The organism is Muricoccus pecuniae, from assembly GCF_014199205.1.
GTDB classification, from domain to species: Bacteria; Pseudomonadota; Alphaproteobacteria; order Acetobacterales; family Acetobacteraceae; genus Roseomonas; species Roseomonas pecuniae.
Genome location: NZ_JACIJD010000026.1, coordinates 22,608 through 47,358, shown reverse-complemented (window position 1 = coordinate 47,358; position 24,751 = coordinate 22,608). Strand labels below are relative to the sequence as shown.

The following is a 24,751-nucleotide window of genomic DNA, read 5'->3' as shown; positions in this document are numbered from 1 at the left end:
AGCCACACGCTCCAACATCGCGTCACCTCACCATCCGTGACGCTACCTCGCCGTCAGCACGCTCCAGGACAATACGGCCTCAAACCACCGCTTACGAAGTAGTGACTGCCACAAACGTCCTGAACCGCATGCTTGACCTTGGGCGTTCGGAGTGGACCCGACTTGCGTGACCCGAACTACCCGTAAGGCTCGCCGTGCCCAGATCGTCGGTCGATGCAATAAGGTCCCCTAGATGTCGATTACCAGCGGAGCCATGTCGGACGGCGGATAGACACACTCGTAACTCCAGCGCTCCTTGAGCGTAGCGTCACCCCATGGCGTGGTCCGTTCGCCTGCATAGTTGAAGTAGAGCGTCTTGATGCCTGGTTTACCGAACTTGAGCAGCCTCGCGATCGCCTCCGGATCGGGGTGGCCGAACACCGCCCCGCTCGTCGAGATGGCAAAGCGGCGGCAGTCAAGCTTCTCGACGACCTCCCGTGTGAGATTGGCGCGGCTGCCATGATGCGGTAGTTTGATGAGATCCACCGCGAATGTGCCGTCCTCGCCGGCGAGCCTCTCAAGGCTCGCGAGCAAAGTGTCGGGATGCGCGTCAGCCCCGAGGAGCACGCTTCGGCCCTTGTACCGGGCGACGAAGGCGATGCTTGATCCGTTCGGCGCCGAGGTGTCCTCCTTGCTGGGCGCACTCAGGGCATCGACATCGAGCGTCTTGGGCATCGGCCGTTTAGCGAGTGCCCGTACTCCAGGGCGCGTGGATCGCCATTGGTCCCATTCGGAGCGGAGCACACGGAGCTTCTCGCGATCAGGGGAGACGAGCGTGACGCTGAGGTCGGCGATGTCGATCGGCTGGCGTTGCCCCTCGACGGCCAGCGGCTTACCGCCGAAGGCGACATTCGCGTCCCAACCCTTCTCCTCAAGCGCCAGGCTGTAGCTTTCCGCCGCCGGGAAGCCGTACGCCTGAGGCCCGGCTCCGAGCGGTACCTGTGCAAGTTGCGCATAGCCGTTGTACCATACCGCCTTGGGAACGAGCGGCACCGCGGTCGCCTGGGCCATGGCCAGAAGCCCGTCAATATGATCGGCGTCGATATGGCTGAGCACCATCAGCTCAATTGCCTCGCCGCGATCCTTGATTGCCGTTAACGCCTTTTCCAGATGCGGCCAACTCGCCTTGCGGCCCCCATCGATCAGGACGTGACGGAGCGCCCCCTCGGCATCGCTCTCTCCGTAGCTCAGGATTAGGCTGTCGCCCTCGTTGGCCGGCAGCATGGTTAGACGGAAGACGCTCATGCACTGACCTTTTCCACAGGTGGATAGCGCAGGATGGTGAAGGCTTGGCTCAGACAGAACCGCCCCACGAGTCTCGCGGTGCCCACCGGGGATGCCAGATTGGAAGATTCGGTCGGAAGCACGAGCAGCATCTCACGCAGCAGGCGCCGTTCAGGATGTTGGTAAACCTAACGATTCAGGAGTTTTAGGCCTCGGTTGCGCATCGTAGACGGCAAGGCTCAGCTAAGCAACGGCACAGGCCGCGAGTGTACCGCCCGCGGTTGTTGAGACACCTGAGTGGAGCCTATGCGGCGAGAGCCGCGGCGGGAAGCTGATCCTGCCGGACGGCGTCCGGTGTTCTGAAGCCGTGGCGCTCGATGAGCCAGGTTGAGTTGTAGTTCCGGCGGAACTCGAGGAGCGCCTGGCGGAGCTGCTCGACGGTGTCGAAGGTCCGGACCCACAGATGCGGTAATCGGGCCGCGGCTCCCCTACGGTCGGCAGCTGCCGGCCTGAACGGAGGGGCCGAGTTCCAGGACGGCTTCGCATCGGAGGAGGACCTACCATGGACCACTACGCTGGGATCGACGTGTCGTTGGCGACGAGCGCTGTGTGCATCCTCGACGCAGCTGGGCGCGTCGTTCGGGAGGCCAAGGTTGGCAGCGAGCCGGAGGAACTCGCCGCCTTCCTGACCGGCTGCGGTCATCGCCTCATCCGCATCGGCCTGGAGGCAGGACCGTTGTCGCAATGGCTCCACGCCGGGCTGGTACGGGCAGGGTTGCCGGCGATCCTCGTCGAGACCCGGCACGTGAAGGCGGCGCTCTCGGCCATGCGGGTGAAGACTGACCGCAACGACGCCCGCGGCATCGCGCAGCTGATCCGTCTGGGCTGGTTCCGGCCGGTCCACGTCAAGGCCGTGCCGGCGCAGGAGGCTCGGCTGCTGACCGCCCGCAAGCAGATCCAGACCAAGCTGCTCGACCTCGAGGGAACCATTCGTGGCCTGCTCCGGGGCTTTGGGCTGAAGGTGGGTCCGGTCGGCACGGCAGGGTTCGAGCGGCGCATCCGCGAACTGGTGGCTGGCCAATCCACCCTGGAGAGGGTGATGGAGCCGATGCTGAGGGCACGCCAGGCGTTGAGGGCCGAGTACGCGAACCTGCACCGCGATCTCCTGCGGGTGGTGCGTACGGATGATGTCTGCCGCCGGCTCATGACAGTGCCGGGGGTGGGGGCGGTTGTTGCCATCACCTTCACGTCGGGGGTGGACGACCCAGCGCGGTTCCGATGCTCAAAGGACGTGGGCGCGCACTTCGGCCTGACCCCGCGCAAGTACCAGTCGGGCGAGACAGACCGGACAGGGCGCATCTGCAAGGCTGGGGATGCCATGGTGCGCTGCATGCTGTTTGAGGCAGCGAACGCGATGCTCACGCGCGTGGCGCGCTTCTCCTCCCTCAAAGCCTGGGCGATGCGCATTGCGAGCCGCCGGGGAATGGCAAAGGCGAAGGTAGCGCTGGCTCGGAAGTTGGCCGTCGTGCTGCACGCGATGTGGGTGGACGGCACCGAGTTCCGGTGGGGCCGCGAGCAGGCGACGGCTGCCGCGTAGCGTCGAAGGAGGAGAGATCAGGGGCGGGCCCGAGGCCCGCCCCATCGAGGTCCCGTCACGGGGACGACGGATCGGGTGAAGCCGTGAGAACCTCAGTGCCGATGAGCACGCCCCACAGATCGGCTCACCCGTTCCTCAGGACCACATCGTGTGGCGGCCGCTGCGCTGACCACGGACAGAAGCAAGGGCCCCGTGACGTGACACCAACAGGAAGGAGTTGACCGAAACGGCCCGATTACAGAAGGAGGTTCTCCTTCAGAGTACGGATGAAGCGCTCGGCGCAGCCATTCCCCTCGGGCGCCCGGACGAAGGCGGGCGAGCTCTCGATGCCGAGGAACTCCAGCTCGCCTTGGAAAGCGTCGGACATGTACTGCGAGCCATGGTCATGGCGCAGAGCGAGGCCCGCCGCGATGCCCTTGGTGAAGCCGCCGAAGTGCTGGCGCACGCCCTGCCTGAGAGGCTCGAGGGCCTCGAAGCGGGTGCCGCGCCGGGCAGCGTGGAGGCCGACGCACCCGGCGCTGTGGTGATCGACGGCGACGAACACCGCCGCCTGGCCCTCGCCGGTCCAGGTGGTGGTCATGTCCGTGCCCCAGATGGTGTCCACCGCGTCAGGGAGGATGGTGCCGTCGTGGTTGCGCGGGCCTCGGGGGCTGCCGACCCGGGAAGGGGCGAGCAGGTCGTGCTCGCGCATCAGCCGCAGCACCCGGGCCTTGGAGGTTCGAACGCCCTGCAGGCGCAGCCTCGCCCAGACCTTCCGGTGCCCCTCGCCGTGGAAGGGGGAGGCCACAAGGACAGCCCGGATCGCCTCGACCAACTCGGGATCCGGCATGGACCCGACCGGGCCACGTCGCCTGGGCGGCTCCGTCCGGGGCGGCAAGCGATGGCGATAGACAGTGGCCCGGGCTGCGCGCCAGACCCGGCATACCCAGGCCAGGCCATAGGGCCTGCCGCTGCTGGGCGAGGCGGTCAGGCTCATGGCCGTGACCTCCGCCGGGCCAAAGGGCGGCCCCCCTCAAGGGCCGCGACCTTGGCCTCCAGCAGCTCGCGCTCGAGCAGCATCTGACCTTGCCCCCTGAAATGCCCTCGTTCTGAAGTTAGGGTCCGTCAACAGGAGACGGACGATGAAGCGGTCGAGGTTCACGCAAGAGCAGGTCATTGGCGTGCTGAAGGAGCACCAGGCAGGTGCGACCGCGGCCGATCTGTGCCGCAAGCACGGGATCAGCGACGCGACGTTCTACACGTGGCGGTCCAAGTATGGCGGCATGGATGTGTCGGATGCCCGCAAGCTGAAGGGGCTGGAGGAGGAGAACGCCAAGCTGAAGCGGCTGCTGGCGGAGCATATGCTGGATGTGGCGACGCTGAAGGAGATGCTGGCAAAAAACTTCTGATGCCCGGCTCGCGGCGCAGGGCCGTGACCCGGGCGATAGAGCAGAAGGGCTATTCGCAGCGGCGGGCGTGCGGGTTGGTCGGGCTGGAACCGAAGACCTACCGGTATGCCTCCAAACGGCCTGACGCGGCGAGATCCGTGCCAGGCTGCGGTTGCTGGCTGGTGAGCGCCGCCGGTTCGGCTACCGGCGGCTCCACATCCTGCTGTCTCGGGAGGGCGTGCGGCTGAACCACATGGCCTAATCGCATCTGGGAGGGGAGTAGGCTCTGTCCCGGTTCCATACGCTGGAGGATGCGATGATGCTCTACGTCGGTCTGGACGTGTCGCAGAAGGAGACGGAAATCTGCACCGTCGATGCGGAGGGCCGTCGTACCTGGCGCGGCAAGTGCCCCTCGCGGCCCAACGCTATTGCTGAGGTGCTGGCGCAGCGGGCGCCAGGCGCCATCAAAGTCGGTATGGAGAGCGGGCCGCTCGCCATCTGGTTGTGGCACGGCCTGAAGGCCCTGGGTGTCCCGATCGAGTGCCTGCACGCCCGCCATGTCGCCGCGGCCTTGTCGCTGCAGGAACAAGACCGATACCAACGACGCCCACAGCATCGCTCAGGTGGTTCGCTCGGGCTGGTACCGCCCGGCCGTGGTCAAGAGCGTGCACAGCTGCCGGGTGCGGGCCATCCTCGCGGCGCGGCGTCAGCTCGTCGAGGTGCGCACCGGCCTCTACAATCAGATCCGCGGGCTGCTGAAGACCTTTGGCGTGATCCTGGCGCCGGGAACCGGAGGGACGTTCGAGCGGGCTGTGAACGCTGAGTGTCCGGATGATCCGATGGTACGCGACGCGATAGGTGCCCTGGTATGTGCCTGGAAGGCTGCGGGCGAGCAGAAGGTCGCACTTGAGCGGCAGCTCGTGAGGATCGCACGCGACCAAGACGTCTGCCGCCGTCTGGCAACGGTCCCGGGAGTAGGCGCCATCACGTCACTGACCTTCGTGACGGCGCTCGATGATCCCACCCGGTTCCGGCGCTCCTGCGATGTCGGGGCCTACCTCGGGCTCACGCCGAAGCGCTATCAATCCGGCGAGGTCGACCTGGGCGGACGCATCTCAAAAGCAGGGGACCGTACGGCACACAGCCTGCTGTTCGAGGCGGCGAACGCGCTGATGACGCGCGTGCGCAAGGACTGCACCCTGCGAAGCTGGGGCCTGAGCCTGGCCAAGCGGATCGGCAGCCGCAAAGCCAAGGTGGCTGTCGCCCGCAAGTTGGCCGTTTGAGGCAGTGCCTCAAACCCTGCACCGCATTTGGCTGGACGGCACCGAGTTCGAGGCCGCACCGGCCCACTGAGCTCTCGCCTATCGGGCGAGGGACGTCCCAGCCGGGACGCTGGCCAGGTCACCCCGGATCCTCTTGTGCGGCCCAAAAGGGAGCGCGCGAATCACATCGGGGGACCAGCTGGCGAGGGCCATGATGAGGCGAGCTCGTCTCGACCTCGAAGACGACAAGGTCCGCGGCACAGGGATGTCCATCGGAAAGGAAGGTTGACCGCGATTAGAAGACAAGAAGCTGTTCCGGCTTTACCGAGAGGAGCGGCTTGGCGTGCGCAAGCGGGGTGGCCGGAAACGAGCGCTGGGCACGCGCTCACCCATGGCGCAGCCGAAGGCGGCGGACCAGCGCTGGTCGCTGGACTTTGTGTCCGACGCGCTGACCAATGGGCGGAGGTTCCGGGTGCTGGCCGTCGTGGACGACTTCACCCGCGAGTGCCTCGGCCTAGTCGTGGACACGTCGCTGTCCGGCTTGCGGGTCGGTCGCGAACTGGACCGCATCGTCGAGCTGCGCGGTTGCCGTCCGGCCATGGTGGTCAGCGACAACGGCACGGAGCTGACCTCGCACGCCATCCTGCGCTGGCAGGAGGAGCGGTCGGTGCTGTGGCACTACATCGCACCCGGCAAACCGCAGCAGAACGGGTTCGTGGAAAGCTTCAACGGTCGGTTTCGGGACGAGTGCCTGAACGAGCACCTGTTCAGCAGCCTGGCCGCGGCGCGCCGGATCATCGAGGCGTGGAGGATCGACTACAACACGGTCCGCCCACATACGAGCCTGGGCGGGCTCACCCCAGCAGCCTTGGCAACCCGCCCCGAGCAGGGGCATACAGAAATCGGACTCTGCTTATGAGTGAGGGCACGTAGGGGGCAGGGTCACATCTCGCCCAGCTTGTCCTTGAGCCGCTCGCTCTCCAGCGCCTCGCCATCAGCCGGTCGCGTGGCCAGGCTTGCCTCACCACCCGCCAGGAAGGCGTCGCGCCAGCCGCTTAGGGTCGCCGCCGTCACACCCAGCGCCCGCGAGACTGTCTCCAGGTCCTCGCCCCGGAGCAGCCGCAGCACCGCCTCCCGCTTGCGCTGCCGCGACATCCGGCCACCCCGGCCGGGACCAGCGGCATCCGTCAGCTCTGTCATCGTCCTGCACCCCATCGGCGGATACCGTCCGCATACGGGATGTCTCAATCAACTGTGGAGCGGAGGAACGTCAGCGATGGTTCCGCGTGGCACCTTCTGGCCGCGATAGGAAGCGACCGCTGGCTCTGACAGCAAAAGCGAGAGGCGCGCGAGCGGCCTATCGGGATTGGGAGATACGTCGCAGAACCCGTTCGCCATCGCCCGCATCGACATGGGTGGCCCACCGAGCTGGCCGATGCCCATCGCTGCGATGCGCTGTGCCGACCTCGTGCATTTCGCGCCGCCCTCGGCCCAGGGGATCGCCGATCCGATCAACAGCACATGGACGCCGGCCCGAATGTCCTTGCCGTGAAAGACGAGTGCGCGATCCGACATTGTCGCCTTAGTTCGCCGGCGCCATAGCACGTCCGCGGCCATATTGCGCCTCGTCGTAGGCGGCGGGAAGCTTGCTCTTCACGGCGGCGCGCAACAGCTCCTCACGAACCCGCTCAGCATTCGCATCGCGACCGAGCAACTGCCACCATAAAGCGGCGAGGCCTGCGATGTGGGGGCATGCCATGCTCGTACCGCTCATCTCGACCAGACCAGCGTTCGTGGCCGCTTCGGCAGATAGCACGTCGACGCCCGGCCCGCAGAGCGCGACATCGGTGTTGGAGAAGCTAGCGATTTCAAACGCTCGTCCATGCCGGCCATAGGCGCCGATTGCGACCACATGATCGGCAGACGACGGCAACGACGCCGAGATCAGGAACTGGTTGGCGCCTGTCCGCCGGCTTTCGTTGCCCGATGCGGCTACTACCAGCATCTTCTTCTCGACTTGAAAGTAGCTCATCAGACGATCGAAGGCGCGAAGGTTACGCGTGAACAGGACGAGCGCGCTCGACGCCGCTACGTCATCAGGAACGCCCTCCTCGATCAACTGGCGCACCATGCCCGGGTAATCGAAGCCCAGTGACATCGAGACAATATTGGCGCCTTGCTGGTGCACCCACTGCATCGCTTCGAACAAGATCGCGGCATCACCTTCGCCATCGTCGGGCAGCACCTTGCCGATTAGCGCACGCTCGACATTGCGCGCGATCCCGATCCGTGTACCGTCTACATCGCGCCCGAAAATCGTGCCGGCGCAATGGGTGCCGTGCCCGTCATTATCGGTACCTGCGCCGCCTGTACGGGTGAAATCCTTGACTACGAGGCGCTCACCATAAGCTGCGAATGCCTCATGCGCAGGGTTGATGCCGGTATCGAGCACCGCCACCGTGACACCTGTACCGTCGTAAGGACTCCTGTCCGCCCTGGTGGCGGTGACTCCCCAGGCGGGCCTGCCCCGAGCCGCAGGGTTCGGTGCGGCCTTCGTAGTGGGGGTGATTAGCTTGAGCGGAAAGGCGCGCTCGAGCAGTCGACCTTCGCGCTTGCGCTCCTGGGCCGCTTCCTGCGGCGACAATTCGGCTGCGGCGACGGTGACCGGCGAGCGTTCGCCACCGAAGGCACGGGGCGGCACCCCGGCACCCAATAATCTTGGTCCGAAGCCTCTCACGTCCGGGCGTTTGCCAGGATCCACAAGGTCGAGGATGAAATAGCGCGAGGTCGCCATCAGGCCACTCCGACTGTCGGATAGGGGAGCACCGGCTGTCCAGCGAACCCGTCCGGCCAATAGCGCCTCACGGCAGCATCGGCCACCGCATAGCCCCAGTTGATCAGGAGTTCCTGCTCGCTCGCGTTCATGCGCCGCAACCGGGTCGCGATCCCGGCAATCCGCAACGTGTCGACGTGTGGTGCAGGATATGGGTCGGGAAGCTGATAGTCGGCAATATCGGTGCGGATGCCCCAGTAAGTACCCATCCGCTCCTTCGCGACCAGCGAACAGACCACTTGGCGCTTGCGGAGGTTACGGACCTGATGATCGACAACGTCGAGCACACGTTTGGCGCCACGCGCCCAATCGCCCGGTGGTGAGGGATCGTCCTCAATCCGGCCACCCCCGTCCGAGACGAGCACCGTCTTACAGCGCTTCCAGACCTGCTCGATCCCGAGATTGTCATAGACACCGCCATCGGTCAGGCTGATCTCGCTGCGGAAGCGATCGTCGGCGATCTCCTTTCCCGTCAGAGGATCGAAGTCGCTTGGCTCGACATCGAGAACGAAGGGCGAGAGCACTGGCGGAAAAGCGGACGAGGCGGCAACGGCGTGAGCGATTTTGAACCGCGGCTTGTCGATCCGGCCAACCCGCCAGTCGCGCGCTTCGGCCTTGGTGAAGCGGAAAAGCGTTCCTGTCTCGAGATTGGTGGCGTTGAACACGAACACAGGCCAATCGGGCAGATCCTGGAGTGTCGCGCCGTCGAAAAGATGCTCGTCATAGGCGCGCGCCACGAACTGACCGATCGTTCCCGGAAGCAGGATGCCGCTCAGGATTGACCGCTTGTCGACCGTCACGCCCGCCATCCGCCGTAGCGGCGTGACGACGCGCGCCTGAAAGGCATCAAGTCCGCCAACTTTGAGCTCGTCCCAGGCGATTGCCAGCACGCCGGCGGTAATCGATCCGCCCGAGACGCTCGAGATTCGATCGATCTCAAGGAGTTTGCCTGATTTCATCAGGCGCCACAGTGCACCGACATGGAAAAGCATCGCCCGGTAGCCGCCGCCCGAAAGACAGAGGCCGATCTCATCGCGAAGCTCACCGTCGTCGCCGCCTCCGCCAAGCGTTTTGATGGTCATCGGCTGATCTACTCCGAAGGAAAAAATCGCCGGCCGCGTCCCATGCCCTAATCATAGAAGGTATCTGATTAGGCCGTCGCTAGGCGCTAAATACGTAAGATCTGCCGGAATCGCCCGGCCACGGCCAGGAACCCGTCCTCCTTGGGATGAAGTTCATCGCTCCACTGGTGGTCCCCCAAAGTGCCGCGCAAGTCGAGGTAGTCGATCCTTAAGTTCTGGCCGCCGCCTGCGGCCTTCCATAGGGCGTTATTGAACCGGTCCACCATGATGGTCGCGATCTCCCGCCGGAGGCCAGGATCGTCGATGCCGCGGCTCGCCATTGGCCGTTCCATCCAGCGGCCCGGCTCGCCGTTTACACCGGGGATGGCATAGTCGTAGCCGTGGCAGACGATCTGGTCGACCAGCTCGACCGCCAGCGCCGTGCGGAAGATGTCGGCGTAGCGCCGCATGCTGGTGGCGATGAGTTTATCGTAGCTCGGGCGCAGGAGCTTGTCGGCCGTCATGCCCGGCGCGTACTCGTTCAGATGGTCGGCGAGCTTGCCATTGGCCACGAGGTCGTTGCCGCCCGCGCTGACCAGCAGGACCGTCGCTCCAGTTTCCTCCAAGGCTGGCAGGTACTCCTTCAGGCTCGCGATGGTCTGAAGTTCATCTCCGGGCCAGTCCAGGCTCTTGATGGCGCAGATCCCGGCCAAGCGGTCAATGACGTCGTAGAGTAGCGGGTGCAGGAACCACGAGTCCCCGTCCGAGACGACGACCTTCGCATTGGGGTCCGTCCGGCGCTTGTCGGTGAACCACCGGTCGCGCTCCTCGCGCCTGGCCCTGATTATCCACCGAGCGAGGCCGCTTCCGACTCCCAGAGTCCTCGGGCCCGGTGGCGGCATCGCCACTACATCAGTTCTGATCCGAAGGCCCGGGAAAAATGGGGCAGGAGAGGCTCCGGGGTCGGTCTCGAAATACCGCTGAAGTTCGTCTTTGGTCAGGTGCTCCGTCCGCATCCGCTGCTCTAACTCTCTCAGCGCGATCTCGGCCATTGCGGAGCCTCCTCCTTGAGCGCCAAGACCAGCGCTGCCTCGCCCGTCACGTCAACAATAATCCGCCGGATTCTGTCAGCACTCGCGCCAAACTGGGTGGGATCTCTCAGGTCTCGCGCCAAGCGACCTGTTTGGCTGGCTGGAGTACCGCGGGTAGGCTCCGGGACCAGCGGGTGGGGCTCGGGGATGGACTGTGTGGCCTGCGGCTCCGCCGCCATGACGGAGCGGCCGGAGCACGGCCCGGGGATATCGCCGGTTCCGCTGTCGGGAGTGCGGCAAGGGGTACAATGAGCGCAGCGGCGGACTGCTGAACCACACCCAGTACCCCTCGGACGTGATCGCCCTCGTGGTGCTCTGGCGGCTGCGCTACCGCCTGACCCTGCGCGACCTGGCCGAGATGTTTCTCGTCCGCGGCATCGTCTTCAGCCACGAGGCGGTCCGCGATTGGGAAGCGAAGCTCGCGCCGGTACTGGCTGACGAACTCCGGAAACGGCGGGCACGGCAGGGGCGGTCGCCGCAGCCGACGATGGCACGTGGATGAGACGTATTTGAAGGTGCGCGGCCACTGGGCCTATCTGTACCGAGCCATCGACCGTGACGGCAAGCTGGTCGACACCATGCTCAGCGAACAGCGGGATATGGCCGCTGCCCAGACCTTCTTTCGCTCAGCGAAGGCTGCCACCGGCATCACGCCCGATCAGGTCACCACGGATGACCATGGCTCCTACCCGCGGGCAATCCGTACTGTGCTGGGCCGGCGGGTTGTGCACCGGACCAGTGCCTACAAGAATAACCGATTGGAGCAAGATCACCGGGGCGTAAAGGGCCGAACGCGATGCATGCGGAGCTTCAAGAGCTTCGGTTCAGCCGCGCGTTTCTGCAAAAGCCATGACGAACTCCGCAACTTCCTCCGCCCCCGAACCCGCTACGATCAATCTGTCTCTGCCAGCCGTGGCCGCCTGCTGCATCTCCGTCGTGCTACAATTGTGCTCGCAGTTCTCGAAGCGGCATAGGCGAGCCCCTCCCTACGTCACCGCTCACCCAGTTTGGCACGAGTGCTGGACAGAACCCAGAATGTCAGGCGACTGCCGCGTTTGCCGCGGAACACGTAGAGGTCACCGGCATGCGGATAGCGCCCGAGCGCCTCCTGCACCTGCAGCGCCAGGCCGTTCATGCCGCGGCACATGTCCGTGTAGCCCACCGCCAGCCAGACCCGCTCACCAGCGGGAACCGGGATCACCGCCGCAGCACCGACAACACGCGGCGCAGCGCCGCCGCGTCCACGTCAGCCCCCACCCGCACGAGGGTGCCGTCCGGCAGCGCGATCTCGATCCGCGGGTCCGTCGCCGCCGTGGGCGCCACAGGCCCGGACGCCGCCGCATCGCTCACCTGCACCGGCAGAAACACCGGCTCGGGCGCGTCAGCTGCCGTCAGCCGCCCTTGCCGCAGCCGCCGCCAATACCACAGAAGCCCACGGCTGGATGTCGTGCCTCCGGGCCACCTCCGACGTCCGCGCTCCGGGCTGTGCCGCCTCAGCCAGCACGCGCAACTTGCCCTCGGCACGCCAGCGACGACGCCGCTCCACCCCGGTGATGATCTCCATCCCGCCCCCGTCCTTAGCGTCGCCCTTACGAGCGTCACTAAGGTCAGCGAACTTCACCACTCACAGAAGCGGCACTCGGCGGATGGGTACGCTTCAGCCGCAACGGCTTGCCCTCTGGCGTAGTATCGACGGCGGCTAGGAAGGGTGTCTTGCCACGCGAGCCACGGCTACGCTTGCCGCCCGAGCGCTCGCCGCCGAGATAGGCGTCATCGAGCTCGATACGGCCCGCAAGCAGCCTCCCGGCGTCGCGCTCCAGCATCATCTGTCCGAGCTTGTGCTTGATGGTCCAGGCGGTGCTCTGGCTCACGCCGAGGCGGCGGTCCAACTCGATGCTGGAGATCCCCTGCTTCGTCTGGGTCACATGGTAGATGGCCCGAAACCAGATCCGCAGCGCCACTTTGGTAGCGGCGAAGATGGTGCCCGCGGTCAGCGAGGTCTGGCGTCGGCAGGCGCTGCATTGGAACAGCTGGCGCGACCGTATCTCGCTAGCGCCGCTCGCCGCAGATCGAGCACTCAAAACCCTCCGGCCAGCGCGACCGAAAGAGCACCTCGCGGCAGGCCGCTTCAGTGCCGTACCGCAGCTCGAACTCAGCTTCGCTGAGCCCCTTCTAGAATTGCACCGAGTTGCGGGCCACGGCTATCCCTTTGCAAACACACCAATGTTCCTGATTTGCACCCTGGCCTGGTTAGCTGAGGAAGCCGTGTAATCAGGAAAGACTTAATTGCACTGGACCTGCGTATCCGCTCCCGCCACCGCCATCACATTCCCGCCGATTGCTGTCGCTCCCTTATCCTATCACTTCAGTGCTGCGCTCGCGATTCTGCAACGGCATCGAACAGGCTCAACACGCAGTGCAGGGCGTGTGCTTTGGTTCGGGTGCTGACAATCCCTTCGGACGCCGGGCTATAGCCGCACGCGGATATTAGCACTGGGTACCAAGCGCGGCAGAGCAGTACGAGGCTGGACGGCTGGTTGTGGCGCCCCTGACTGCGAAGCAATCCAATCGTATAGCTTTTGGTCGCTGGCATGGGAACCAGCCTCGCGCCTCGTAAGATATAGGGCCCAACTGAGATTAGCTTTCAATCGTTGTTCAAGGATTGTCGTCGGACCGCCATAGATGAAGCGGCAGTATACCAGGGCATCCTCCACTTGCTCCTGGTTCGCCGGGATCGCGGCGTCAGCAAGCGAGAAATGCAGCGCGGCGCCCATGCCGACAGCGGCGGGGCGGGCAAAGGGCTGGTGCAGCGTTAGGTTGCCGAACCGACCGGTGGTCAAACGCGCCGCAGCCCGGCCCGGAGTATCGGCGGGCAGGGTAATGACCCGGGCGACTGCGGCCATCAAAGCAGTCCGATGTGCCTCAAAATCAAGCCCTGCCTCCCGAGGAGGCGTCTCAGCGGGCTTGCCCAGAGCCGCCGGTGGTGCGCCGGCGGCATCCTTGGGTGGCGGAGGGCTTGCCCCGGATAGCGTCGGAACCACGGGAGCTTGTGGCAAGTTGGCTAAGGTGCTGGCAAAGTCTATCGCCAAGCGCATGGTGCCGACCGTCTGTGTCATAAAATCAAAATTCACTGCGCCAGCATACAGGATCCGGTTCGCCACGACGATGCGGGCGCCCGTACGATCCAGGGTGCTAAAGTCGCCTCGGCAGAACCGTGCTCCGGTCTGCGTCCCATTTCTGTTATCGGCGAAAACCAACGATCTGATAAGCATTAACGGTGTCAATGTGTTAGGATAGTCTGTACCCCCTTCCCTGTTCACACGCCTGATCCGGCTAATTGATATGTCCTCGATCAGCCGGGATCCGCGCAACTCGTCGAGCGTAAGGGTCTGGAGGCTTTTCAGCTCGACACGCAGCGCCGCAGCGCCTGACCTGCCGACGCCTAACGCCGCGCCGAAATTGCCAAACAGGCCGGCACCACCGATCTCGCCTTCGCTGAATCGACCGACCTCGAGCGTCGGGATCGCCGCTTCACGAAGCCGAGTCAAATGACTAGTCCCGGTCGTACCATCGAAGGGCAGAACGCGTCGCAATTCGTTTCTGCGGCATTGCGTTAGAGTTGTTCCCGCTCCGTCAGCACCATCCTTGATTGCGTCCGAAGCAAGCCGATCGCCCTCTTGATAGCAGAGCTGCTCTGCTAGCAGGGAGCGGGGCGCAGATGTGATACGGACCAGATCGAAGAAACGAGCATCCGGGATATGGAGGAAGATGTCGCCCACCATAACGTCCTCGGATGGCGGGTAGATCGCGAACATGCCTAATTCCGTGATGGCATGACTCCACTGGCGCTCTGCGTCCAGCCGCGGCGGCGACATGGTGCAACCGGCCTCGATTAGCAGCGCGGTCGCTGCCGCTGCGATGAGCGAACGATGCAACATTCCCGCTCCCATCATATATGTTGGATAGCTGCGAGCATAGTTACTGTTCTCCGGTGGACTTCTGCCGCAGCATCACGCCCATTCACGCCGTGAAGGGTCGTCATCGTCACGGCCGCTCCCAGCCTCCCTCGGCGCGCGCATCGGCGGCTCTCGGCTCGATGCGCAACATTTGCATTCCATAGGCGGCATCGGCGCGCGTGCCATCCAAGGTCGGGCCGAGAAGCGCATTCGGCTCCCCGGGCGCTAAAGCTGCGGCTGCCGCGCGGATCCGTGCTGCGGACGGCGCCGGCCCGGCCTGCCGCATTGCGAGCATCGTCAGCTGTGCCGCCGCGTGCAGACGGCGGACCACCTCGGGCTGGCGGACGAGACGGTCGGAGGCGATCCGCACTAGCTCCTCATGAATCGGACGCGGCATGGCGCGTCCTCGCGGATCCGCCACTACAAGGGGAAACGGCAGGGAACCCGCCCGCCGCAGCAGTGGTGCGGCATAATCGAGCGGCGCGAAGACCGTCACTCCCTCACCAATAGCAGCCAGTTCATAAATCTCTGCCGGCCGGGCAAGCACAACGGCCTTCGCTCCCAGGGGCGTGGCGGCACAGCCGACCTTGCCATCAAGCGGCTTGGCGGCCAGGGAACAGAGTCTAGCAATCGGGCCACCGAGCGCCTCCGCATGGCGGGTCAGCACCGCGAGCTGCGCCGCCAGCGGCGCCTCCGCCAGAATCGCGGAAGCAGGCGCCTCCGCATAAGTATCGATCGGAAATAGGTGTGGCAGGCCGTGCCCGGCCAGCGCCGCATCCAGGTCCTGTACACGTACCGAGGGCCCCGCCGCCGCCGCCGCCGCATCGATGCGGTTCCATAACCCGTCATCCACGCGGCGTGGACTCAGCGGCACGGCAACAGCGCGTAGACGCCGGCCCCAAGCCCTCCGTCCCGGCTCCGCCCAGAGTGCTTCCAGTATCGCTGGGACGAACTCCTCACCGTGCAGATGCGGCACGGCGATCCGTACTTCCACCTCCGTCACGCCGGGGAGTTCACGCGATGCGCCGCGCTGCAGGAAGGCAAGCAGCGCCACGATCTGCTCATCATCTATTCGGTATCGCGGCATGGCAGGATGCAGGCTCCTGCCTGCCGGATCAGTTCCATCGGTCACTGCTGTACGAAAGGCTTCCGCATCGTAGGCAGGGCGCCCGGGGCTTGCGATCTGCAGCGCCCGCCAGAATATTGGCGGTGCCGCGATGCCCCCCTCCGTCAGCCCGCGCGCATCCTCAGCATGGCACCGACCGCAAGCCGCGGCGGCACCCTGGATCCGCAGCCCGCTTATGGCTGGTAGCGACGCGCTCAGCGCCTCGAAGCCGTCATAGAGCGCAGCGCCCCGCAGCACGGGATCCCCGGTAGCCGGGCCAGTAGCCAGGGCGAGGCCAATGGCCAGCACGAGTATCCCTCGTACGCCCGGCATTCTCATTATCCCTTCGGAATGGCGCCACGCAGGGCCGTGCCCATGGCGGCGGTCAGCTCCTCGGGCGGGGGAAGCGCAAAGAGCTGTGCCAGCCGTGGAACCCGCCCATCCCCCACGAAGAAGACTGGCGCATGGTCCTCTGGCCGCCCGAATTGCCGCCGGAAAGCGCGAAGCACGGTCGTCACATCCGTCTGGGCGCCAGTGAGGAATAACCAGTCACCCGCTTCGGCCGCCTCTGTGGCGCCAACTGCCTCGGCATAGGAGCGGAGGCGCTCCGGCGTATCCGTCGCCGGGTCCAGCGACAGGCTGATGCAGCGCAGCCCGGCGCGCTCCCGACTGTCGAGCGCTCCGCGCGCCTCCGCCATGATGCGGGTTGAAATCGGACAGATTGTTGTGCATCCGGTATATACTAGCTCGACCGCCACCGCCGGTCGCTGCGCCAGCACCTCGCTGCGGAACCGCCAGCGCCGGCGCGACTGGTCCAGCAGCGGGACATCCGGGATCGCCCCAGCGAAGGGCTGCCAAGCCCCCGCGGGGCTGGCCGTGGCGGCCAGCAGCCCCGCTAGCATTTGGCGGCGGGGAAACTCGGCGCAGCGTCTCATCCCGCATTCTCCCGAGTGACCACCAGATCGTGGCAAATGGCCCGCCCCTGGTCCGCAACAGCGAAAACGAGGCGCCAGGATCCGGCCGCTGGCGCCTCGGCGGTCAGCTCCATTCGCGCCGCGCCGGTGCGCATAGGCTCGCGCGCCAGCGCCACTAGTCCGGCAAGCGGCGACCCGCCCGCGGCGAAGGCAGCGCGCGGCGCCACCATGCCCATTCCGTGATGCATGTAGATTCTTCGGTCTCCCGGATGGGCGATGAGCATCGCCTCCCCTAGCGGCGCCAGGAGCGGCAATCCGGCCTCGCCGAAGGGGCTTGTCCCGGCTTCCGCCATGGCGGGCTGTGTCGGTTGTCCGGGCCGCAGTCGCTCGGTGTCCAACAGCGCGAGTTGCGGCGTGTCGCCGGCGCGCAAGTAGAGCGTCGATCCGGCGAGCCCGGCCTCGACCATGGTCGTGCCTGCCGACGCCAAGTCGAAGCGAAGGCCCGCGGCGGCGTCGAGCACCACCACGGAACCATCCGCCAGCGGCGCAACGGCACGGCCCCGGGACAGGGGCAGCAGCATCCGCGGCGGCGCGGGCAGGTCGAAGCGGGCTAGGACCCGGCCTGTTACGGCGTGCAACGCCAATGCCGCGTGCCCCGCGCTCGCGAACAGCGTCGCCGTCTCCTCCGACACCGCGATCCGGACAGGCTCTGCATCATCACCCTCAGAGAGGGGAAGCACATGGACCGCCCTCAGCGTGACGCTTTCCAAGATCCAGAGCCTGCCAGACCCCGCCACGACCAAGAGCCGTTCGCGCGGTAGCGCCGCCACCGCTTCGCGCCTGCCGGAAGCGCCATCAAGGATCTTGCTGATGATTCGGGGCTGCAGCGTATCAGGATCGCGCAGCGACAGCGCGCCGTCCATTCCGAGCACGAGCAGCGCTTCCGCCGAGGCATCCCAGGCCAAGGCCGCCACCGGGGCGTCAAGCGTCAGTACGGTTTCGGTGCGGCGCGTAGCGAGATCCACCATGGCCAACGCGGCCGGTACCTGGGTAGCCATAAAGAGGCGCTGGCCGAGGCGGTCGAGCGCGAAGCCCGAGGGGGCGCCCGGTAGCCGCGCCAACCCAGCAAGGCCTGCCGGGCCCAGGCGGAGGGCTGGGTCTACTACCGTGACCGTCGCGTCCTCGCCAAAGGCAGCTACCAGCGGTCCCGTCAGCTCCCGCGTCCCGATTCCGCGTCCCGAGGTGGCGAGGAGGCGCCGAGCCGCCGCCATGCAGGGCGGCGGCTCGGCGGCAGCAGGTTCAATGAAGGCGCGGAACATGGCCGGGGCCGCCGCAGCAGCGCTGGAGGGCGCGGCAAACCCCAGACGCATGGGCCGCCCGGCAATCGGCGCCGCCAGGACGGGCGGCGCAGTCCCCGCCCGCCCTGGCGCGACGAAGGGAAGCGCTTCCTGCGCCGCCGCATAGAGAGGCAGTGAGGCGCCAAACACTAGGAGCAGGCCTGGCCGTATCACCGCCGCGGCGCCTGCTCGACATCCAGCCAGCCCCATATGCCCGAGGCAATCATTGGGGCCGGACCGTCGCGCCAGAGCCAACGTCCGGGCGCTGGCGAAAGGATGCGCGCATTCACCATCCGGCCTGGCCCGAGCAGCGAAACACCCGGCGCACCATACCACGGGGCGCGCTCCGCTTGTCGCCTCGCATCAACGGACACCACCGCGTCACTGTCCTGTGGCAGCACGTAGATGCCGTCGCGGTAGTCATGCCCAAGGACGCTGAAGACGCGCTGCCGCGCACGCCCCGCCGGCTGTCCCACATGCAGCCGCAACTCGACCCCGGCCAGCCCTTGCAGTCTTGGCGTCCGTGCTCTGGGATCCAGCCAAAACCGTCGCGGGAAGACGACTGTGTTCAGATTGGGTTGAAGATTTGTCTCCGCCTGCCCATCCGGCCCTGCTACGGGCAGGAAGGGCCGGTCGGATGGCCCAGCCGTCAGCGGTACGCTTAGCCGCGCCCAGAAGGGCTCAGCACGATGGCCCGCTGCCCGGTCGCCCCGATCATAGCTGTCACCACAATCCCGGCAGTCCGGGATAGGTCTGTTCACCCGGCCGTCCCGCACCCAATGGTTCAGCCCATCCCGGAAGACGAGGGTTTGGTCCCGGTAGGTCCGCACCTCCGGCGAGGAGAGAGATACGCCGCCCTCCGGTAGCCAGACCTGGACTGAAGCCTCTGCCCAGCCATCCGTCCTGCGGCGCGCTTCGGCCCCATTCGTCGGCTTACGATAGCCGGCGCTGGCCCCAGCCAACACCGCATGGGCCTCATGCACGACCAGCGTGCCCACCATCCCATGCGCGGGGTGGAAGAAGGGATCGCCGCCCGAGACGAGATTGATACCGCCGTAATCCTCAGCAAAAGGAGCCACCACGAAGGCCCGCTCCTCGCCGGACTGATTTCTGCCACCTGCAAGGACCGGGGTGGAGGTGGTGGCGAGCCGGACAGCGCTTTCATTCCGTTGCGCAATGGTTCTCCCGGCACCGTCCAGCATGCCCTGCGTCGCCGCGACGTAGCGACCAGCGAACCAGTAGTAGTGGACGGTTCGCGCGTCCCCGCGCGCGAACTGCTGGAACGCCTCCTTGTCCTTCGGTCCGCGCACCTGCTCGTTGAGGCCAATGCGCAGCCCGCCATGCAACGGGTTCTGGTGCAAGAGCTGCGGCACCAGCGACACCGAGACCGACGGTCTGAGCACCCCACCGCTACCCATGCGTGTGGTATTCAAAGACACAATATTCGGCAGTGCCGCCTCGCCGGGCAGTTGGTTGAACGCCTCGGGCGGTAGGGCATATGTCAGCTCGACATGCACGCATTCACCGGCGAGCGCTCGCAGGACAAGCGGCCCGTCCTGCGGCGGTTTAAGAGGCATGAAGCCACTCTCTGCTGCTGGTCTCCTCGGTCCCACCGCGGCAGGCATCGCCGAGGCACCATCTTCGACCCGCATTCCCGTCGCCCGGAAGCGCATCGGCCTGGGATCAACGATCCGGAGACCGCCGAGACGGAAAACCTCCCCGGCGCCAGTGCCCTGTATGGGCTCAGCTGTCACGCGATAGTGGCGCGTCTGAACCGGCCGCCAATCCCAGATTGGCCTGCCCTCGGATGTGAGACCGGCGTGCCATACCACTTCAGCCGGGCAGCTGTTGTCGACCACCCGGGTGCGCCGCGGCTCCCCTTGCCGCTCGATTGGATCATAGCCTACGAAGTCCACACGGGGAGACTGGTGCTCCCAGCGGCGGCGCCAGTCGCCGGCAGCCTGCAGCGAAAGCAAAGGCTGCGCCGACACCCCATCCCTGACCGCGCGCTCCGCCTCAAGCCGTGCTGCGCGCAGGCTGGCCAGTCGCCCGCGCACCGCGCCGACAGAGCAACTCGGCTCCGGAGCACCACGCGATGCGGCCTCCGCACGACGAATCATGCAAGTGCCATCGGGTGTGCTCCAAGGAACGAAGTCGCTAGTGTCGCGGCGCGTTCCTATCCGCCCGAGCCACTGCGCCTCTGTTTCTAGCTCGCGGGGCCAGTCCTTCTCCCACTCCCCCTGGTTCCGCCGCAGCGTGCCGTTGTGGAGGCGAATCAGCCCCCAGGCGCCATTCCAGATCGCATCCGTTGATCCGAAGTGCCAGAGATGGTCCGCCGCGCTACCGGACGAGACATCCACGCCGCGGGTATGGAACTCGAAATGCTCCGAGATTCCGACTTCCTGCGCGGAGACGAAGCCTGTGCGCAGCAGGTCGAAGGTCTCGCGCTGTTGCCCAATGAGATCTCGCACCTCTTCCCGCGCCACCGGCCCCACCTGCGGTTCGGCCCCGGAAGAGGGCGCACCCGGCTTGCCGACGTGATCCAATAGCCGCCGCCCGAGTTGAGCGATTTCGCCCCTTCGGGTGATTGCGTCCTGCTGCCGCTGCGGCGCTGCAGCGCCGCTCGACGAAACGCCCGCCCCACCATTCCGCAGCTGGCTCCCCGCCACTCGGTTCGCCACCTCACGTGCGGTCGTGGAAGCGACTGAGAGATCGGCATCCCGCGGCCAGCGTAAGCTCGGCGCGTTGAAGACATGCTGAACTTCCTGCGCGCCCTGGATCAGCCGAATCTGGAGCTGTTCGCCCTCATAGGCCTCGAACACCTCTCCGAATGGGTCGCCGTGACACCAGCTGTCAAAGGCGCGGGAGAGGTCGCCTGGGTCGTGATCCTCACGCCGGCTGACTCGCGGGTCCCGCACCCTCTGGCGGCTGATGCCGTCGCTGCCGTCCCGCCGCAGCTGACTGCAATGGAGGCGCATCCTCTCGGTGGACTGGTTCCACGGCAGGGCAATCTCTGCGCCATCTTCAGCCCGGCGCTCCTGGTCACCCGAGCTGCGCCCAACACGAAGTGGAATTGGATCATGGGCATAGTTCACGAGGAAAGGGTTATGGTGGTGCTGGCTGATCGCCTCCGGTGCCGGCGGCGCCTCAACCGGCCAGCCATGTCGCGCACGAAACTCCCTGAGTAGTCGGCTGCCCTCGGTCCCAAGCCGCGCAGTCATCTCCGATGATCCCTCGCGGCGTGGCGAGTAGAGCAATGCAAAATCAGCGATAGCCATTGGGAACTCGCGCAGATCTCCGTGGTAGGCTGCCGTCAGTCCGTTGCCACCAGCCCGCACGATCAGAGCTTGCGCCGTCGGCCGCCATAACGCGCGGACCGAACGGACCAGTTCGGCATCTGGACTTCCAACCTCCGGCTCCGGTGGCGGGAAAATCTGAGTTACCGGCATGACGCAGCCATCTCGTGCGATGCCGTCCTGCATCTGCTCGATCCGCGAGCACATCGGTCGCCCGTCGGCGGTGAACCAAATGCTGTCCTCCGGCTCAACAAGTAGGGCGCTGTAGAAGCCGTGCTGCTGGATCGAGGACGGGCCAAAATGGTCATGTGTGAACACGGTGCGCAGGGTGGCGTCACGGCACGGGTTAGCCTGTACCGCCTCCTCTCTTGCCGTGCCGCTCCGCCAGCGGTACCAGCCATCCTGCTCGCAGCTACCGGGCGCGCGCTCCTGCCCCGCTGCGAAGACCTGTTGCCAGACGCGATCCGCGTACCAGCGCTGTACCGTGGTCTGGTAGCGCCAAGTTTCCCGCGGTGCGCCCGGGGCACAATGTGAAGGCTCCGGGAGTCTCTCGCGACCGGCGTTGTCACGTCGCCGGTTCGCCGCGCGTAGCCGCTCGCACAGTGCTGCGCGCGCGAAGGTACCGTCCTCGTAGTTCCAACCATTGGCTGAGCCGTCCGAAGCCAGCACATCGAACTTCACAAGGTGGATATGCTGCCCGATTGTGTCGGTCGGCGTAGCGACCTGGAAGTCATCGAGCTCAAGATGGCCCTTGGTCCGGTTCTGGTGGCGAAACTCGACGCAGTCCCCTGAGTGCGCCCGGAAGAAGAAGGGCGCTGCCCGTAGCCTCTGGCCTTCGATGGCATCCGCCTCGCTCGTCAGCACATTGATATGCGCCTGCGGATCATGCCAGCCGGCTGCATTCACCACTAGGTCGAGCTCCACGGCCGAGACTTGGTAAACGCGCTTCGGTGAAAAGGAGAGCGGGTTATTAGGATCGCGTTGGCCATCATTAGCGCCATCGGCGATCGGGATCTCGGGTGCCTCCGTGTTTCGGCACGGATCGGCGAACGGTGCGCCGGGTGCGGGAAGGCGCCCGTTGACGCGGAACCAGTCCTGCCGCCCTGCATCCTCCGGTCGAGGCAGGAGGTAGGCTCCGATCCGCCCGAAACCCGACAGGATCGGTGTCGCTGGCCTGGCGCTGATCGGTACTCCAGTCACCGGGTTTCGCACGCGGGGCGGCTCGCCATTTTGTGGGTCGTCCACGTTCTGTGCGGCATGGAAGGCCATAGCCCTGCGCTCGCGAGCATTGCCCTCAGGTGGAAGGAGTTCCAATTCGACGGCAGTCAGCTCCATACGGAAGTCGCCCTCGAGGATAGCGGCGGATAGGTCCAGGCCGCGGCGCTCGCCATTGTCCAGGATTCGATGGCGGCCGAGCCCGCCATCCTCATGGATGTCTAGCGGCGGCTGGGGTGCTCTGTGCCCAGCTTGACCGGCAATGAAGAAGGGATAGCCCGGTCGGTCGCGCGTCGCCTCCTCGGGGTCGTTCGCATAGGTCGGGGGTGGCGGCATGGCTTGGCCAGGAAGGGGTACAACGGCCGGGACCGGAGAGCCCGCGCGCTTCTCCCCCGTGCCGGGATCCGTACCCGGCCCGAGCACGCCGTCTGGTAGGGTGCGGCTGCCATCCTCAAGCACGTCGTGGTTGCGCCACAACGCCCACATGCCTTGCGCAAAATGTGGGTAGAGATGGCAGTGAAAGATAGAATCACCGGCCGTCAGATTAAGGTTGCCTCCACCCCCGTGATCAATCTCGTAGGTAAATGCCTGAAGCGGTGCGATGGTTTGGCTATCGCGGTAGGCGCCGTAGCCATCGGCACCTGCACGCCACTGATGTGCGTGCAGGTGGAAGACATGCGTCTCCTTCGGCCCAGCATGCAGATTATGAAACAGTACCCGGTCACCGATGTAGCTGTGATGTGTGTTGGAGGGATCATCCGCATAGCGCCGTGCATGCGCCCGGACGTTTTGCGGCAGGCGGTCGGCCATTTCCTCTGTCAGCAGTGCCGGGTCGCCATTAGCCCAGGATTGCAGGAAGAACTCCTCGTACAGACACTCTGTGCAGTTCTGTGCCGGCCCGATACCGAGGCGGTTCGCCATGAGGATTGTTCCCATGCCGCTCGCGCCGTAGTTGATCGCGAAGCCGTCCCGGATACCGTCGAGCATGACGCCGCGCGGCTCGTTGGCATCGTCGCGCGCCGCACCGAGTTTCTGCCGCCGGATATCAGGATCGAGCAGGGTGAAGGGATCGGCGTAGCGAGTTTTCAACTCGTCATGAAAGACGACGGCAAAGGCTCGATGGGCCGGCCGCCCCCTCCACAGTTCCTCACGCGGTGTGCCGTCCTCACGCTGCCCCGCAACGTCACGCGCCAGTGCATCTTGCATCTCGCGCGTGGCGCAGTGCCAGTCGGCCATGGCACGGGACCGCGCATCCGACCCGTTTGAAGCGGGTGGGCTGCGCCGCTCGGCAAGTGGGCAGTAAACAATGGCATTGAGATCGCTATGCACGATCTCGGTCGTGCCCTCGCCTGTCACGGCACCCATGTTCAGTAAGGGGGTGCCGTCGCCGGCTGTCGCCTCGTAATCGAGATAGGCGCTCCTGCCGCCCACGGCCGCACGCGTCGCCCTTAGCGTCTCCTCATCCACTTGGCTTCGATACCAACGGCTGCCTGCACGCTCAACGACGACAACGCCGAATAGACCATGTGTCAGGCTTCCGCCATCACCTTCGCCACCGGCGGGCGCCGCGTGAGATAGCATGAGATGCGGACCAGGCCGGTCGGCGGTGAAACGGTAAATACGGCACTCGCCCGGCCGCTGTGGCAGTAGGCCCTGGCGCGCGACGTCATTGTCCGGAGCCGTCGGTTCGTCTTCGTCGCAGCGCACCGGAACTATCCGGCCAGCCTGCCCGCCCGCATCGCTGCGCTCGCCGCCATCAAACCGAAAGCTCACCTCCTTCGGGCTCGCATCCTGCTGCTTGGCAGAGGAACCCGGTGTGGCCTCAGCCAGAGGCAGCCCTACAACTGAGAGTCCCGCGCAGGTGGTGGCTGGCCAGTCTCCCTCGCTTCCGGCGATACCGCCGCCACAGTTGTCGCGCCCCTCACCCCTGTCGCGAAGCAGGTTAAGAAACCGGATTTCAAGCGTATCGCCGACATTCATGCGCAGCACGAGCGGGCGCGGGCGTTTGCCACCGCGCAGCCGAGCCCTCGTGCCCGACTGCTCCGCCATGACCACATCGCGCGAAAGGGCGTAGATCATGCCGTGTGGGTTATGGGAGCCGAACCGATTGTAGAGGAGCGGCTGCGTGAGGGCGACGATGTTGGCGACAACCGTCGCGGCTCCTCGGCGCCCGTCTTCTATGGCTGGCGCCGTACTTTCCTGCGCGCTGGCACTCGCCAAGGTGGCGAGCAGTCCCATGATGGGGGAAAGTGAGGCGAGAATACGCATAGCGCACCTCTGACAGGCTGCATGCGTTGCTACCCTGCTCCCGTGGTGAGGGAAGTATGGGTAACAGTTCCGCGACATTCTGAGATGCGCGAGGCTTGTCCGCTGTCCTCTTGGCCAACCCAGCCAAAGGCGCAGACGCCACTCTGGTCAGCACTAGTGACTTGGAGCCCGCCTCAACAATGGCAA

At 65.7% G+C, this 24,751-nt stretch carries 18 protein-coding genes and 6 pseudogenes; 6 read left to right on the top strand and 18 right to left on the bottom strand.

What is annotated here, in order from left to right; all coding sequences use genetic code 11:
• Positions 1-228: 228 nt before the first annotated feature.
• Together FHS87_RS20010 and FHS87_RS24670 are read right to left on the bottom strand one after the other, a co-directional pair.
• Positions 229-1,284 carry a ComEC/Rec2 family competence protein gene (locus FHS87_RS20010; protein WP_184521126.1) on the bottom strand — a complete coding sequence of 352 codons (1,056 nt, stop codon included), beginning with the start codon at positions 1,282-1,284 and terminating at the stop codon, positions 229-231.
• Between the two features lie 283 nt (positions 1,285-1,567).
• A pseudogene (locus FHS87_RS24670) lies at positions 1,568-1,726 on the bottom strand (IS3-like element ISMtsp5 family transposase); the annotation flags it as partial.
• Between the two features lie 99 nt (positions 1,727-1,825).
• Between FHS87_RS24670 and FHS87_RS20005 the strand changes: the two are divergent.
• A complete protein-coding gene (locus FHS87_RS20005; protein WP_184521125.1) occupies positions 1,826-2,860 on the top strand; it encodes an IS110 family RNA-guided transposase in 1,035 nt (344 codons plus the stop codon).
• 241 nt (positions 2,861-3,101) lie between these two features.
• Here the strand turns inward: FHS87_RS20005 and FHS87_RS20000 are convergent.
• Positions 3,102-3,925 (bottom strand): annotated as a pseudogene (locus FHS87_RS20000) (transposase); the annotation flags it as partial.
• 56 nt (positions 3,926-3,981) lie between these two features.
• On the opposite strand from FHS87_RS20000, the pseudogene FHS87_RS19995 reads away from it, so the two are divergent.
• The 3 pseudogenes from FHS87_RS19995 to FHS87_RS19985 all read left to right on the top strand — a co-directional run.
• Positions 3,982-4,477: pseudogene (locus tag FHS87_RS19995) on the top strand (transposase); the annotation flags it as partial.
• Positions 4,478-4,784: 307 nt separating this feature from the next.
• Positions 4,785-5,507 (top strand): annotated as a pseudogene (locus FHS87_RS19990) (IS110 family RNA-guided transposase); the annotation flags it as partial.
• Between the two features lie 286 nt (positions 5,508-5,793).
• Positions 5,794-6,408, top strand: a pseudogene (locus FHS87_RS19985) (IS3 family transposase); the annotation flags it as partial.
• A 26-nt stretch (positions 6,409-6,434) separates the two neighbouring features.
• On the opposite strand, the pseudogene FHS87_RS19980 reads toward FHS87_RS19985, so the two are convergent.
• From FHS87_RS19980 to FHS87_RS19960, 5 genes and pseudogenes are all read right to left on the bottom strand, one after another.
• A pseudogene (locus FHS87_RS19980) lies at positions 6,435-6,689 on the bottom strand (helix-turn-helix domain-containing protein); the annotation flags it as partial.
• Between the two features lie 48 nt (positions 6,690-6,737).
• A complete protein-coding gene (locus tag FHS87_RS19975) occupies positions 6,738-7,064 on the bottom strand; it encodes a hypothetical protein (protein WP_184521124.1) in 327 nt (108 codons plus the stop codon).
• A gap of 7 nt (positions 7,065-7,071) precedes the next feature.
• The gene (locus FHS87_RS19970) at positions 7,072-8,283 is read right to left on the bottom strand and encodes a S8 family serine peptidase (protein WP_184521123.1); all 1,212 of its coding nucleotides are present in this window, start codon (positions 8,281-8,283) and stop codon (positions 7,072-7,074) included.
• Positions 8,283-9,404, bottom strand: coding sequence for a patatin-like phospholipase family protein (locus FHS87_RS19965; RefSeq protein WP_184521122.1), 1,122 nt, complete (start codon positions 9,402-9,404; stop codon positions 8,283-8,285). The genes FHS87_RS19970 and FHS87_RS19965 overlap by 1 nt, the downstream gene beginning before the upstream one ends.
• An 86-nt stretch (positions 9,405-9,490) precedes the next feature.
• On the bottom strand, positions 9,491-10,435 hold the full coding sequence (locus FHS87_RS19960) for an SGNH/GDSL hydrolase family protein (RefSeq protein ID WP_184521121.1): 945 nt from the start codon (positions 10,433-10,435) through the stop codon (positions 9,491-9,493).
• A gap of 334 nt (positions 10,436-10,769) precedes the next feature.
• On the opposite strand from FHS87_RS19960, the gene FHS87_RS23470 reads away from it, so the two are divergent.
• Positions 10,770-10,976: a hypothetical protein gene (locus tag FHS87_RS23470; RefSeq protein ID WP_221300183.1), complete on the top strand. Its 207-nt coding sequence runs from the start codon at positions 10,770-10,772 to the stop codon at positions 10,974-10,976.
• On the top strand, positions 10,969-11,448 hold the full coding sequence (locus FHS87_RS23465) for an IS6 family transposase (RefSeq protein ID WP_221300180.1): 480 nt from the start codon (positions 10,969-10,971) through the stop codon (positions 11,446-11,448). Before FHS87_RS23470 ends, FHS87_RS23465 begins: the two co-directional genes overlap by 8 nt.
• Before the next feature lie 17 nt (positions 11,449-11,465).
• Here the strand turns inward: FHS87_RS23465 and tnpB are convergent, their stop codons facing one another.
• The 10 genes from tnpB to FHS87_RS19910 form a co-directional block, all read right to left on the bottom strand.
• The gene (tnpB, locus tag FHS87_RS19950; protein ID WP_184521120.1) at positions 11,466-11,675 is read right to left on the bottom strand and encodes an IS66 family insertion sequence element accessory protein TnpB; all 210 of its coding nucleotides are present in this window, start codon (positions 11,673-11,675) and stop codon (positions 11,466-11,468) included.
• Positions 11,672-11,797, bottom strand: coding sequence for a hypothetical protein (locus FHS87_RS24330; protein ID WP_281394525.1), 126 nt, complete (start codon positions 11,795-11,797; stop codon positions 11,672-11,674). The genes tnpB and FHS87_RS24330 overlap by 4 nt, the downstream gene beginning before the upstream one ends.
• Positions 11,798-11,855: 58 nt before the next feature.
• Positions 11,856-12,038, bottom strand: coding sequence for a transposase (locus FHS87_RS19945; RefSeq protein ID WP_184521119.1), 183 nt, complete (start codon positions 12,036-12,038; stop codon positions 11,856-11,858).
• A 43-nt stretch (positions 12,039-12,081) separates the two neighbouring features.
• On the bottom strand, positions 12,082-12,435 hold the full coding sequence (locus tag FHS87_RS19940; protein WP_184521118.1) for an IS1595 family transposase: 354 nt from the start codon (positions 12,433-12,435) through the stop codon (positions 12,082-12,084).
• Between the two features lie 88 nt (positions 12,436-12,523).
• Positions 12,524-12,586, bottom strand: coding sequence for a hypothetical protein (locus tag FHS87_RS19935; protein ID WP_312862057.1), 63 nt, complete (start codon positions 12,584-12,586; stop codon positions 12,524-12,526).
• A gap of 356 nt (positions 12,587-12,942) precedes the next feature.
• Complete coding sequence (locus FHS87_RS19930; RefSeq protein WP_184521117.1) at positions 12,943-14,289, bottom strand: hypothetical protein; 1,347 nt, start codon at positions 14,287-14,289, stop codon at positions 12,943-12,945.
• A gap of 229 nt (positions 14,290-14,518) precedes the next feature.
• Positions 14,519-15,484, bottom strand: coding sequence for a hypothetical protein (locus FHS87_RS19925; protein ID WP_184521116.1), 966 nt, complete (start codon positions 15,482-15,484; stop codon positions 14,519-14,521).
• Between the two features lie 389 nt (positions 15,485-15,873).
• Positions 15,874-16,470, bottom strand: coding sequence for an SCO family protein (locus FHS87_RS19920; protein WP_184521115.1), 597 nt, complete (start codon positions 16,468-16,470; stop codon positions 15,874-15,876).
• Positions 16,467-17,768 (bottom strand): hypothetical protein, encoded by a 1,302-nt coding sequence (locus FHS87_RS19915; protein ID WP_184521114.1) that lies wholly within the window; start codon positions 17,766-17,768, stop codon positions 16,467-16,469. The genes FHS87_RS19920 and FHS87_RS19915 overlap by 4 nt, the downstream gene beginning before the upstream one ends.
• 188 nt (positions 17,769-17,956) lie before the next feature.
• Entirely contained in the window at positions 17,957-24,565 is a 6,609-nt protein-coding gene (locus FHS87_RS19910; RefSeq protein ID WP_184521113.1) for a cupredoxin domain-containing protein, read from the bottom strand.
• Positions 24,566-24,751: the final 186 nt, after the last annotated feature.